This is a genomic window from Planococcus sp. APC 3906 (assembly GCF_030407685.1).
GTDB lineage: Bacteria > Bacillota > Bacilli > Bacillales_A > Planococcaceae > Planococcus > Planococcus koreensis.
The window spans coordinates 98754-110979 of the sequence record NZ_JASDCW010000001.1 but is presented as its reverse complement, the minus strand read 5'-3'; the positions used below and the strand labels follow the sequence as shown (position 1 = coordinate 110979).

The window sequence follows — 12226 nt, the reverse complement described above, 5'->3', positions numbered from 1 at the left end:
GTTGGCGCTATACCAAGCCGATCCATTGCCACCAAGTTGCGGCGACTAGAATGGTAGCGGCGATGGATATCGCTGTTGCGTATAAGCCAGGCTTCAAAAAATCTTTCTGTTTGATCATTCCGGTGCTGTGCGCCAATAGATTCGGCATCGACTCGACGATGAGCACGAAACCGAAAAGGCACGTAAGCCCGGTCGTGAATCCGATCACCAGCGGATCGATGCCTGCGTTCTGTGCCACGCTGATCAGGATCGGCACCAGAACCACGACAGCGGTCGCGACATTGGAAATCAATTTATGGAATAGCTGGGACAATAAAATAACGGTCACCACTGCCACGAGCGGATTTTGCAGCAAGCCGGTAAACCATCCGACGCTTAAATAATCGCTGATCGTACCGGCCGCGCCAGAGTCGGCAAATGCATAGCCCATTGACAGCGTGACGCTGATCAGCAGCACGGTATTGTAATTGATCTTGACGACGGTTTCCCAGTCCGCGACACCGATTTTTGGCAATGCCATCAGCACCACCCCGATCAAAGCGGGCAGGCTCGGGTGCATGCCATGAATCGGTTCGGTCAGCCATAACATGACGATGAACAAAAGAATCAGCATACCGCGGATTTCACCCGGCGTTACTGGGCCAAGCTCTTTCAACTTATCGCCCATTTCCTCGCGGATTGCCGGAAAAGAGCGTTGTTCCGGAGGCAGCGGAAAAGTTTTCAGCAGCATCAGCCATATTGCTGGAATCAGGATTATCCATAATGGGAAGGTATAATAAAACCATTGAAAATAGGTGATTTTGATTCCTGCGAAGCGTTCCAGCAATTCGACCGTCAAAATGTTGCCGATGGCGGCGGTCATGACGGATGTGCCACTGATAATGCCGCCGAACGCTACACCGAGCATAATCATTTTCCGCAAATTGCTGCCCGCTCCCGCGTTCGTCGTTTCGATGATCATCGACGACACCGGCAGGATCAGCGCCGACCGGACCGCTGTAGAAGGAATGAAAAATGCCTGAATTTGCTGGATGATGATGATGCTGCCGAGCAATCCTTCCGGGCTGCTGCCCCATCTTTTTAAGATCCAATAGGTCATTCTTCTGATCAACGCGGTTTCGTTGACTGCTGTAGCAAGCATCATGCCCGCCACGATTAAATAAGTGGCGGGTGAGGCAAAACCGCTGAAGACGACCGTTGCGTCTGCTGCTTTTGTCAACAGCATGGCAAGCAGAATGATCAACGCAGTCAAACCGATCGGCACGGGTTCGAACGCCCATAAAATGATGCCTGAGACAATGATCGCCGTCATCATTTTTGCATCATGCGAAAAGGCATCCGGCAAGCCGAAAAATAGGAGCAAAAAAACAGCGGCGGAAAATGTAAAAGATCCAAACGCCTTATAATCGTTCATGGCCCTTCACGCCTTTCCTTGCCGCTGTTCAGCCGGCATAGCAAATCCAGCCGCCGAAATGGTTGGTTTTAAAGAACTTCGTGATTTTTTGGAATCCGGCTTCCACTAGCAATTCCCGCAGCTTTTCTTCCGGAATCGAGGCTTCCACCAATGTGCTTTTCATCAAGTTCTCGACTTTCTCCTCTGATAAGTTGGTCATATCTAGCCAATAATTTTTCCATAATGCCACCTGCTCCTGGAACTCCTCGTCTTTCGGGTCGCCATATTTGCTGGCCAGCACAAGAGGCGCGCCATGTTTCAAATGTGATCTCAGTTTTTTCAGCAGCATAAGCTTATCTTCTACTTCTGCTACGAAATGAAGGACCAGCAGACAAGTCGCCGCATCAAAAAGCTTTTCTTCCGGAACATCTTCGACCGTTCCGTGGATCAGGATTGTCCGTTCCTCCATATCGTTCTGCTGCGCTTTCATGCGCGCGGCTTCAAGCATCGCCTTTGACGGATCCACTGCAGTAAAACACCATTCGGGGTTTGGCGGCCCGAACGTTTTCAGTTCATTGCCGCCTCCACCGCCTACTATTAGAACAGCCGCTTCCGCCTCCAATTTGGACCTCAGAAACGTATGCGATAACCGCAATAACTGGTCATACGTCGGCAATGTCCGCCTCACGCCTTTGTCATATTCCTGTGCTATATCGGAATCGAACGCCATTTTATCGGACATCTTTTCCACCTCGTTTCCCACTTTCTTTCAATTGCAATTCTTGACAACAAAACCAAATCTAATGAGAGCGCTTTCTTTACAATGAAATTTTAACAAGCTCCGTGGATATTGGATACAATATAAGTATAAAGCTAATACTACTAAAAATTCCGACTATTGTAAATATAAATAACAGGAAATTCGGCTTGCCCATCTATTAATTCCGATGATAAATACTGCCGAATCTCCTGCTGGTTTTAGTTGGACTTTCTTTTAAGCGCTTCTATGACAGCATCGGTCACTTCTTTCGTATTCGAACTGCCTCCGATATCGCCTGTTTTAATCCCTTGCTGCAGCGTTTCTTCAATAGCCTGCAACACCAGGGCACCCATTTCCGGTTCACCGAGGTGGTCGAGCATCATTTTCGCCGTCCAGATTTGTCCGATCGGGTTCGCGATGCCTTTTCCGTAAATATCCGGAGCCGAGCCATGCACCGGTTCGAACATAGACGGAAATTTCCCGTTCAAATTGATGTTGCCGGCTGGCGCGATGCCGATGCTGCCCATGATTGCCGCTCCAATATCGCTGAGGATATCACCGAATAAATTGCTTGCCACCACCACATCCAGTGTTTGTGGCTTCGTGACGAAAAATGCGGAGAGCGCATCGATGTGCTCGCTATTCGTTTGAACATCAGGATAGTTCGCGGATAATTCGTTAAATACTTCGTCCCAAAATGGCATCGAATGGGCAATGCCATTCGATTTGGTCGCACTGGTCAAACTGCCGCCTCTTTTTTGCGCAATTTCAAAACCGTATTGCATGACACGGGAAACGCCTTTTTTTGTAAAGACGGCATTTTGGACAACAACTTCATCTTCGCCGCTATGGACCCGGCCGCCAATGCTGCTGTATTCGCCCTCGCTGTTTTCACGGACAATCATAATATCGAAATTTTCGGGCCGGCTCAGCGGTGAAACCATGCCTTCCAGCATTTTCGCTGGACGGACGTTGATGACTTGCTGGAATTCCCGGCGGATTTTCAGCAGCAGCCCCGCAAGAGAGACGTGGTCCGGTACGAGGCTTGGATCTCCAACCGCCCCAAGAAAAATTGCGTCGCTTTGGCTGATTTGCTCCAGCCCGTCTTTCGGCATCATCTCCCCATGCTCAATATAATATTCGCAGCTCCACGGATAATGGCTGTAATCGAATTCAAGGCCGCCATGAATTTCTGCCACAGCATCAAGGACACGCAATGCTTCCGGCACGACTTCTTTCCCGATTCCATCTCCTGGTATTACGGCAATAGCCAATTTCTTCATGAAATTATCCCCTTTTCCCTAAGCGCTATTTCAACATTCTGGATCGAACAATTATTTGTCGCTGATCATCTGGATCAAATTGCCTTTTGTGCGCAGAATATGCTGCACAGTCACTTGCCGCAGCTTTTCAGCGTCTTTATCTTTGATGGCTTGAAGCATTTGGCCGTGCTCTTTATGCGATTCCGACAAATGGTCTGCCAGCAAGCTCGGCGTATATGGCGGAATGCCTTTCCACAGCGTTTCGATAAACCCTTGAATTCGTCTCCACGGACACCCTTCACGGATGATGCGGTGAAACTCGGAATTCAAAGCCATGAATTCTTCCATATCGTGCTCATCCGCTTTCAGCATCAGCATGCGCCCATATATGTTTTCCAGCTCGTTAATCTCTTCCTCGCCCAGGAATGGCAGCGCCTTGACCACTGCTTCGCCTTCCAGCAAAGCACGGAGCTGATAGATTTCCTCAATATCTTCAATCGAAACAGGCGTTACAATCGCGCCTCTTCTCGGCTCAATTCTGACAAGGCCTTCCACTTCCAGCTGGCGCAAAGCTTCGCGGAGCGGCATCCGGCTGACGCCAAGCTTTTTCGCCCACTCTTCTTGCATCAGGCGCTCACCCATTTTGAATTCGCCTTTTAAAATTAGCTCACGCAGCTTTGTCGTAACCTTGAATTGCAATGTAGCCCTGTCTTGTTCCGTTAATCTGAATTTCTCCATGTGGCACCCCTCAAATACTGTTCTCTTCTAAATCGGCTGTGGCATAGCATTGCTGGTATGCCAACAACGCCTTCAAATTAAGAATGATGAAGTAATTTTAACACTAATCCACGGTGTTGGGCACGAAGGGATTCAGTCATCCTTTTATCTCTACATTGAACATTTCTTCGATGCTTTTGATGATAGCCGTATGGTCTTCGCTTCCACGGCCCTCGGTCCAGGCTTTTTTCCATAGCTGAAACGAAGCACCCGAAATGAACATCGGTACACTTTCCTGCTCAGCCATGCTCATGGCAATCTTTAAATCCTTGACCATCAGATCCAGGGTGAAGCCGACTTCGAAATTTCTTGTCAATACCTGATTGGGGAATTTGAAATCACTGGAAAAACTTTTGCCTGTGCTGGTGTTGATGACATCAAGCATTTTTGCCGGATCCAGCCCCAGCTTGACACCGAGCGCCATCGCTTCCCCGGTCGCTGCAAGCGTAGTCGCAGAAATCATATTATTCAGCGCTTTGATGGTATGCCCCGCACCGGCAGCCCCGACATGATTGATGTTTTCCCCGAGCATTTCCAACAACGGAAGGGCTTCCTTATAATCTGATTCTTCTCCACCGACCATGATTGATAAGGTGCCATTCTCCGCTTTTTTGACGCCGCCTGAAACCGGTGCGTCAATCATGCGCAATCCTTTCGCCTTCATCGCCGCACTCAACTCTTTCGTTACGGAAGGGATTGATGTCGTCATTTCGATGAGCAAGCTTTCCCCGTTCATGCCATCCATCAAGCCATTATTGCCTTGCAGCGTCTCTTGGACGATGTAAACATTCGGCAGGACAGTGATGATGTATTGAAATTTCAGTGCCAAGTCGGCCGGGCTTTCCGCTTTTTCTGCTCCCAATTTGACCATCGCTTCAATGGCTTCCTGGTTCACATCGTAAATGCCGACTTCAGCACCTCCTTCAAGCAAACGTTTAACCATCCGGCCCCCCATATTGCCGAGTCCGATAATCCCTGCTCTCACCATTATCCGTCCTCCTCTATTGCTCTCTGTATTTCTCGACGCCTTCTTGGTAAATGTCTCCCCCATGCGCATCGTTGATAACAAATACCGGGAAGTCTACTATCGCCATCTTGCGGATCGCTTCTGGCCCTAAATCATCGTAAGCGATCACTTCAACCGATTTGATTGATCGGGAAATGAGCGCTGCTGCTCCACCGACGGCCCCGAAATAGACGGCTCGGTTTTTCTTGATCGCCTCTTTCACTTCATCGCTGCGGTAGCCTTTGCCGATCATTCCCTTAAGCCCTTTTTCGAGCAATGCCGGCGTATACAAATCCATCCGGCCGCTCGTTGTCGGCCCCGCAGAACCGATCACTTCTCCGGGCTTTGCCGGCGTCGGACCGGTGTAATAAATCACTTGGCCGCTGACTTCGAACGGCAATGGGATCCCTTGCCGCTCTTGTTCTGCCATCCTTTTATGGGCCGCATCACGCGCCGTATAGACGATTCCTGACAGCAGCACGCGATCGCCCGCTTTCAATGATTCGATATCTTCTTCTGTTAATGGCAGCGTAACTTTCTTCTGGACCATTCGCCTTCCTCCTTAAAGCACAGCCGTCTGGTGGCGGCTGGCATGGCAGTTCAGATTGACTGCAACCGGCAATGCGGCAATATGGCACGACTCCGCTTCTACTTTTACATCGAGTGCTGTCGTACTGCCCCCCATGCCTTGAGGTCCGATTCCTAAACGGTTTATCGAAGCAATCAACTCTTCTTCGAGTGCCGCTACGTCAGGGTCTGGATGGCGTATGCCGATTGGCCGGAACAGTGATTTCTTCGCCAGATAGGCGCAGCGTTCAAAGTTGCCGCCGATTCCGATGCCGACGATCAGCGGCGGGCAGGCATTCGGCCCCGCCACTTTAACAACTGAAAGAATGTACTCCTTGACCCCTTCAATGCCGTCAGAAGGTTTGAGCATTTTCAATGCGCTCATATTTTCAGCGCCTCCGCCTTTCGCCGTCATATGCAATACCATCTGATCGCCCTCCACCAGTTCAATATGGACGATGGCCGGTGTATTATTGCCGGTGTTTTTCCGGTTCAACGGATTGTAAATCATCGAGTTTCGAAGATAGCCTTCTCCGTAGCCTTTCGCGACGCCTTCGTTAATGGCATTGACCAAAAGTCCACCCGTGACATGGCAGTCTTGCCCAAGCTCCACGATGAAAACCGCTGTACCGGTATCCTGGCACATCGGCACTTGTTCAGCTTGTGCGATATCGGCATTCTCAATCAATTGCGCAAGCACTTCCTTGCCCGTTTCCGACCGCTCAGAGGAAAGCGCTTTTTTGAATGCCGAATAGACGTCATCACCCAAATTGTAATTGGCACGCTGGCACATTCCGGCCACTTCCTCAACGATATCTTTATAGTGGATTTCCTTCATGCAGGTCCCTCCTTCCAAGATCACTTTCTTCCTGAAATATAAAATGTCCCAAGCGCCTTCGCCACAAGCGTTCCGTTATCGTCTGTAATCGTACATTCTGCCGCGACGGTACTGCGTCCACGCCGCAAAATGACTGGAACTGCCAGCAGGTGTTCACCCTTCCCTTTTTCAATAAAATTCACTTTCAGCTCCAGCGTGAAAACTTTTTCACCTTCATCCAAAGTTTTCAAGATGCTGAAGCCGATTGCGACGTCCGCCAAGGTGTATACTGCTCCTCCTTGCGCGACGCCATACGTATTTTCGTTCTGCGCGCCAAGTTTCATTTCGGCTGTCCCATCAGCATGCTGCTCGATGCCGAGGAATCGTCCGAGAAAATGCATCGGCACAATGTCCGGGCGTGAGACACGCGAAGATTCGCCATATAGCGACAATACATACGCCACTTCATCCAATTCTTTTTGATCCAGCGCGGCCAGCTCTTTTTGCAGTTCATCTAACCGCCCGCGATTGTTGTCAGCCATATGCTCGCCCTCTTCACCTACAGATTGTCCATCAGCTCTTCGATGTTCTGCACTTTTTCCAAATCCAATAATTCCTTAGCAATCCGCTCTCTCTTTTCGGCTGGGAAATCACTTGCCATGCCGATGAATTTATCGTGCAACTCTTGTGCAGTTACCGCGTTTTCCGGATCGCCTTTCGGGTATTCGGTTGCCATTTTGACCGAATCGCCCCCTTTGAACACAACTTCCACTGCCGCTCCCCATTTTTTCGGGTAGCTGGCATCGATGCCAGGTTCCGTAATGACTTCCACTTTTTTCATCAGCGCGCGCACTTCTTCGTCCCACAGCGATTGTTCATTGAAATCCGCCAAACTGGCACTGCCTTTTAATAGGGCCAAGGCCGAGCAGAACTGAAGACTGAACTTTGCCGCATATTCGGTTTGCGGATCTGCATCGTCGGTGATGTTCAATGCCACTTGATAGGATTCAACCTTCACCGAATCAATCTCTTCCAGTGACGGCTTGCGCTCCTTGAAAATGTCGATGAGCATGTCGACTGCATGGTGCGTGTGGCGGCAGGAGGCATGAATTTTAAAAGAATTCTCCATGATTTTGAATTGTTGGCCCAAGCCTTCTGTAATGCGCGTTTCGTCGTACTCCTCGCTCATCGCTTTGAAAAAGCCGCGATCGCCTTCAAGAATCTTGCGGGGGCCGGTAAAACCTTTTTGGGCCAATAAAGCTGCGAGTACGCCGTTCATCGAAGCTTTCGCCGTATGGAGCTGTTTCGACATCGCGCCGTCTTCGATAAATTCCCAAAGCCCTGCCGCTTGCGTCCCGGCATTGCCAAGAGCCGCGATTGTCTGCTCTTCATCCAAGCCCAGCAATTTGGCCGCCGCGATGGCCGAACCGAATGTCCCGCAAGTCGCGGTATTGTGCCAGTAATAATAATGCGAAGGCGATACCGCTTCGCCGATCCGGAAACAGACTTCATAGCCCGCAACTACCGCGGTGATCAATTCTTCCCCCGATAATCTCTTCCATTCGGCAATTGCCAGCGCAGCCGGGATGACGACAGTTGCCGCATGGATAATCGAACCTTTATGAATATCATCGAGTTCCACAATGTGGCTAGCCGCACCGTTAACCATAGCCGCATTCAAAACGGAAGATTTTCCGCCAGTGAACAGGCGCGCCTGATCTTTCCCACCCATTTCTTCGGCAAGTTCCGCAATCATCCCGACGGGCGCTTTTCCGGAACCGGCAATCGCCGAACCGAAATAATCCAATATGCAGAGCTTTGTAAATTCCACTACTTCCGCAGGCAAATCATCGTATATCAGCGCTGTGCTGTATACCGCCAGCTTTTTGCTCAGTTCAAGCGCCTGTCCTTTTTTTACATCCTGCATTCAAGTCATCTCCCTTGCCAGTTTGCTTTCCGTTTTTCATTAAAAGCCAAAATCCCTTCTTGGCGGTCAGCTGAATTCGCGCATTTATAATATTGGTCCAATTCGATCACTAACGCCGTATTCAAATCGGTTTCAAGTCCGGTATTGACCGCTTTTTTCAACGCTTTCAGCGACAGCGGCGCATTGGCTGCAATTTCCTTGGCAATCGACAGCGTCGCTTCCAGCAATTCCTCTTTTGGCACCACGCCGTTCAGAATGCCCGCTTCCAACGCTTTGTGTGCTGGAATTTTATTGCCCCTGAAAAGAAATTCCTTTGCCAGGCCGACCGGAATTGCACGCGGCAGCAATTGGGTTCCACCGACTCCTGGAATGATGCCGAGCTTCACTTCAGGAAGACCCATCTGCGCGTGCTCTGAAGCATAGCGCAAATCACAGCTCAACAGCATTTCCATGCCGCCGCCCAGCGCAAAGCCATTTACAGCGGCTATGACTGGATAGGGAAAATTCCGCAGGCAAGCGTAAGCTTCCTCGAAAATATCGTGCTGTTTCTTCCATTGCTCATTTGTCATGCCCTTCCGCTCTTTTAAATCCGCTCCAGCACAAAAGCTTTTTTCCCCGGCAGCGGTCAAAACAAGAACACGCAAATCCGGCTTTTCATGTAGTTCCTTGAGGCACTCGATCAGTTCGCTGCCCATTTTGGTGTTCAGGGAATTCATCGACTCTGGTCGATTCAACTCTAGGATATATACATTTTCCGAAGCATGGTCTTCTTTCACGTTGATTGTTTGCCAATCCACCATCATGTTCATCCTCCAAATTCTCATCATTTAATTATTCGGTACCGGATACTTCTTGTCTGAAGGCCCCGCCTTCAAAATATAGCTCGGCGTATTGTGGCCAACCAATTTTTCAAGCATGCGGGAAGTTTCAATCAACCCTTCCAACGAAATACCTGTTTCAATGCCCATACTGTGAAGCATGTGGACCGTGTCTTCCGTACAGACATTTCCCGTCGCGCCAGGCGCAAATGGACAGCCGCCGAGACCGCCGAGCGATGTGTCAAAACTGTCCGCACCCGCTTCGAGGGCAGCGAGGATGTTAGCCAATCCCATCCCCCTTGTATTATGGAAATGCAGATTGAACTTCTGTTCCGGATGAACTTTTTTCAAGCTCTCCAGCAAGTCGGATACTTGACGCGGATTCGCCATGCCTGTCGTATCCGCCAATGTGACGATATCAATTTTCAGATCGATGAGTTTCCGGACCAGCTCGTGGATCCTCCTTGAAGGCACATCGCCTTCAAAAGGACAGCCGAATGAAGTCGCAATCGACACATTCATGATTATTCCATTCGTTTTGCAGAAGGTGTGAATCGCTTCCAGCTCTTCCAGTGATTGCTCTGTCGTCTTGTTCACATTTTGCAGGTTATGGGTATTGCTAGCAGAAAAAACGAAATTCACTCGTTCCACACCTTTGGAACTTGCCAATTCGGCGCCTTTCAAGTTCGGAATTAATGCAATCAATACTGGATGGGCTGAATCCCCGGCAATCTGGTCGTATAATTCCCCGCTATTCGCCATTTGCGGGACCGCTTTCGGATGGACGAACGAACCGAATTCAATCGTTTCGACACCCGCTTGGACCAACCCGTTAAACAGCGCTTTCTTTTCCTCAAGACTGGCGATTTTCGCCTCCAATTGAAGCCCATCCCGTAACACGACTTCGTTTATCTGCACACGCTGCGGAAAATGCATAGCGCCCCTCCTTTGAAATATTGATGCCCCATCAAAATTTTCGCTTTATTTCGGCTACAGCCCGTTAATCAAAGCATTAAGTTGTATTTTGTATCCAAAATAATGGCAAAAATTTTTACCCGCCTTGCTGCACTTGGATTTGCTGGATGCTGAAGCCAAGTGCGGGTCGGGCGGAGCTTTCATTAGCCGATTTAATGGCTTATTCTTTGTCCATTTCGTCAAAAACTTCTTTTGCGGAGCGGAAACTGTCAATGGCAGCGGGTACGCCGCAGTAAATCGCTGTTTGCAGGAATACTTCTTTGATTTCATCGCGTGTCAAGCCGTTATTGATCGCACCTCTGACATGCAGCTTTAATTCGTGCGGGCGATTGAGCGCCGTGATCATCGCCAAGTTGATGATGCTTCTTGTTTTTCTTTCCAGTCCTGGGCGGCCCCAAATCTCACCCCAGCAATATTCCGTAACCAATTCCTGCATCGGCATATTAAAATCCGTTGCATTATTGATTGAATTCTCGACGTACTCAGCACCAAGAACGCTTTTTCGAATTTCCAGGCCTTTTTCAAATTTTTCTTTATCCACAATCATTCTCCTGTCTTCAAGTTATTTTGAAAGGGTTTCAATAAAGTGAAAAAGCTGGCTATGAATACAGCCAACTTTTTCAATTCCAGCCATAGGGGCATGAATTCCATTATTCTCCCGCAGCTTCTCTTGCCGCTTCGTATACATCAGCGCCAATTTCCTCTTCAAACTCTTCATAGATTGGCTCCAAAGCCGTTTTGAATTCTTCAACTTGTTCAGGAGTCAATTCAGTGATTTCGATTTCACCGCGTTCTTTGATCAATTCCAAAGCTTTTTCGTTCAACGTTAGGGCTTCTTCACGCGCCACTTTCGTGCCTTCCTCAACGCCAGCTTCAACAATCGCTTTTGTTTCTTCGTTCATGCCTTCCCAGAATTCAGTGTTTGTGAAGATCGCATAGTCAACACGAGTGTGGTTCATAATTGTCATGAATTCTTGTACTTCATCAAACTTCTTCGATTCGATGTTGCTGAATGTATTTTCCTGTCCATCAACTACGCCTTGGTCCAATGCAGTGTAAAGTTCGCTGAATGGAATCGATTCCGAACCAGCTCCAAGAGTTGAATAGACAGCTTCTAAAACTTGTCCGCCTTGTGTACGGAATTTCAATCCTTTAAAATCCGCTGGAGAAGTGATTGCGCGTTCGTTATTCGTTACATGTTTTCCGCCATTTGGCCACATTTTCAAACCAAGCACGCCATCTGCTTCAAGGCTTCCCAAAATTTCCGTTCCTTTTTCCCCATCCCAGAAAGCGATGGCTTCATCATCGTTGTCAAACAGGAACGGCAATGAAGGAACGTTGAATTGAGGATTGTTCCCTACGAATTTAGATAAATCAGGAGCAATGAATTGTACGTTATTTGATACTAAGTTTTGGTATTCATCTTGGTCACCGAACAAAGAACTGTTCGGGTAGATTTCAACTGTGATCTTGCCATCCGATTCTGCTTCAATATACTCTTTCATCGCCAATGCACCCTGGTGCTTCGGTGTGTTTTCAGCTACTACGTGAGAAAATTTAATCGTCGTTTCCTGAACCCCATCCGCGCTTTCCGATCCGCCGCCCGACTCCTCGCTTCCGCAAGCTGCCAAAACAAAGCCGACCATCAATAAAAACAATAGTAATGTTACCTTCTTCATGTACTCTTCCCCCTTGTATGTTTGTTTTGCTTTGTTGCTCCCCAGCCTATTCCGTTTTTTGAAAGGGTTTTCATTTTACCGTTAACGCCTCCCTTTTCATTGAACTTTTATTGCTGTTTTAGAGTCGGGCCCCTCATTCTTGATTATTGGATACAACTCAACCCCAAATTATCACAGCAAATTCACATTGTAAAGAAAAATTTTAATTTTCTAACAGTTAGTTCTTGTATATTCTATTCATTAAT

General features: G+C 48.5%; 13 protein-coding genes. All 13 read right to left on the bottom strand.

The window, feature by feature from the left end; translation table 11 throughout:
- Positions 1-7: 7 nt before the first annotated feature.
- The 13 genes from QMA09_RS00570 to QMA09_RS00510 all read right to left on the bottom strand — a co-directional run bounded on the left by QMA09_RS00570 (position 8) and on the right by QMA09_RS00510 (position 11981).
- Positions 8-1414: an SLC13 family permease gene (locus QMA09_RS00570; protein WP_290211641.1), complete on the bottom strand. Its 1407-nt coding sequence runs from the start codon at positions 1412-1414 to the stop codon at positions 8-10.
- Positions 1415-1442: 28 nt separating this feature from the next.
- Positions 1443-2135 (bottom strand): class I SAM-dependent methyltransferase, encoded by a 693-nt coding sequence (locus QMA09_RS00565; RefSeq protein WP_290211640.1) that lies wholly within the window; start codon positions 2133-2135, stop codon positions 1443-1445.
- A 236-nt stretch (positions 2136-2371) separates the two neighbouring features.
- Positions 2372-3436, bottom strand: a complete 1065-nt coding sequence (locus QMA09_RS00560) for a tartrate dehydrogenase (RefSeq protein ID WP_290211639.1) — start codon at positions 3434-3436, stop codon at positions 2372-2374.
- A gap of 51 nt (positions 3437-3487) precedes the next feature.
- A complete protein-coding gene (locus tag QMA09_RS00555) occupies positions 3488-4153 on the bottom strand; it encodes a GntR family transcriptional regulator (RefSeq protein WP_290211638.1) in 666 nt (221 codons plus the stop codon).
- Between the two features lie 136 nt (positions 4154-4289).
- Complete coding sequence (locus tag QMA09_RS00550; RefSeq protein ID WP_290211637.1) at positions 4290-5180, bottom strand: NAD(P)-dependent oxidoreductase; 891 nt, start codon at positions 5178-5180, stop codon at positions 4290-4292.
- 13 nt (positions 5181-5193) lie between these two features.
- Complete coding sequence (locus tag QMA09_RS00545; protein ID WP_135504463.1) at positions 5194-5748, bottom strand: Fe-S-containing hydro-lyase; 555 nt, start codon at positions 5746-5748, stop codon at positions 5194-5196.
- Positions 5749-5760: 12 nt separating this feature from the next.
- Positions 5761-6603, bottom strand: coding sequence for a fumarate hydratase (locus tag QMA09_RS00540; protein ID WP_135504465.1), 843 nt, complete (start codon positions 6601-6603; stop codon positions 5761-5763).
- A 20-nt stretch (positions 6604-6623) separates the two neighbouring features.
- A complete protein-coding gene (locus QMA09_RS00535; RefSeq protein ID WP_290211636.1) occupies positions 6624-7124 on the bottom strand; it encodes a PaaI family thioesterase in 501 nt (166 codons plus the stop codon).
- Positions 7125-7141: 17 nt separating this feature from the next.
- Complete coding sequence (locus tag QMA09_RS00530) at positions 7142-8509, bottom strand: MmgE/PrpD family protein (RefSeq protein ID WP_290211635.1); 1368 nt, start codon at positions 8507-8509, stop codon at positions 7142-7144.
- A 5-nt stretch (positions 8510-8514) separates the two neighbouring features.
- Positions 8515-9312, bottom strand: coding sequence for an enoyl-CoA hydratase/isomerase family protein (locus QMA09_RS00525; protein ID WP_290211634.1), 798 nt, complete (start codon positions 9310-9312; stop codon positions 8515-8517).
- 24 nt (positions 9313-9336) lie between these two features.
- Complete coding sequence (locus QMA09_RS00520) at positions 9337-10263, bottom strand: hydroxymethylglutaryl-CoA lyase (RefSeq protein WP_290211633.1); 927 nt, start codon at positions 10261-10263, stop codon at positions 9337-9339.
- Between the two features lie 199 nt (positions 10264-10462).
- Positions 10463-10849, bottom strand: coding sequence for a 4-carboxymuconolactone decarboxylase (gene pcaC, locus QMA09_RS00515; RefSeq protein ID WP_290211632.1), 387 nt, complete (start codon positions 10847-10849; stop codon positions 10463-10465).
- Between the two features lie 103 nt (positions 10850-10952).
- Entirely contained in the window at positions 10953-11981 is a 1029-nt protein-coding gene (locus QMA09_RS00510; RefSeq protein ID WP_135504475.1) for a DctP family TRAP transporter solute-binding subunit, read from the bottom strand.
- Positions 11982-12226: the final 245 nt, after the last annotated feature.

Excerpts from the sequence above, each read along its gene's own strand:
- QMA09_RS00570 (WP_290211641.1), bottom strand. The coding sequence starts at position 1,414 with ATGAACGATTATAAGGCGTTTGGATCTTTTACATTTTCCGCCGCTGTT.
- QMA09_RS00565 (WP_290211640.1), bottom strand. The coding sequence starts at position 2,135 with ATGTCCGATAAAATGGCGTTCGATTCCGATATAGCACAGGAATATGAC.
- QMA09_RS00560 (WP_290211639.1), bottom strand. The coding sequence starts at position 3,436 with ATGAAGAAATTGGCTATTGCCGTAATACCAGGAGATGGAATCGGGAAA.
- QMA09_RS00555 (WP_290211638.1), bottom strand. The coding sequence starts at position 4,153 with ATGGAGAAATTCAGATTAACGGAACAAGACAGGGCTACATTGCAATTC.
- QMA09_RS00550 (WP_290211637.1), bottom strand. The coding sequence starts at position 5,180 with ATGGTGAGAGCAGGGATTATCGGACTCGGCAATATGGGGGGCCGGATG.
- QMA09_RS00545 (WP_135504463.1), bottom strand. The coding sequence starts at position 5,748 with ATGGTCCAGAAGAAAGTTACGCTGCCATTAACAGAAGAAGATATCGAA.
- QMA09_RS00540 (WP_135504465.1), bottom strand. The coding sequence starts at position 6,603 with ATGAAGGAAATCCACTATAAAGATATCGTTGAGGAAGTGGCCGGAATG.
- QMA09_RS00535 (WP_290211636.1), bottom strand. The coding sequence starts at position 7,124 with ATGGCTGACAACAATCGCGGGCGGTTAGATGAACTGCAAAAAGAGCTG.
- QMA09_RS00530 (WP_290211635.1), bottom strand. The coding sequence starts at position 8,509 with ATGCAGGATGTAAAAAAAGGACAGGCGCTTGAACTGAGCAAAAAGCTG.
- QMA09_RS00525 (WP_290211634.1), bottom strand. The coding sequence starts at position 9,312 with ATGATGGTGGATTGGCAAACAATCAACGTGAAAGAAGACCATGCTTCG.
- QMA09_RS00520 (WP_290211633.1), bottom strand. The coding sequence starts at position 10,263 with ATGCATTTTCCGCAGCGTGTGCAGATAAACGAAGTCGTGTTACGGGAT.
- pcaC (WP_290211632.1), bottom strand. The coding sequence starts at position 10,849 with ATGATTGTGGATAAAGAAAAATTTGAAAAAGGCCTGGAAATTCGAAAA.
- QMA09_RS00510 (WP_135504475.1), bottom strand. The coding sequence starts at position 11,981 with ATGAAGAAGGTAACATTACTATTGTTTTTATTGATGGTCGGCTTTGTT.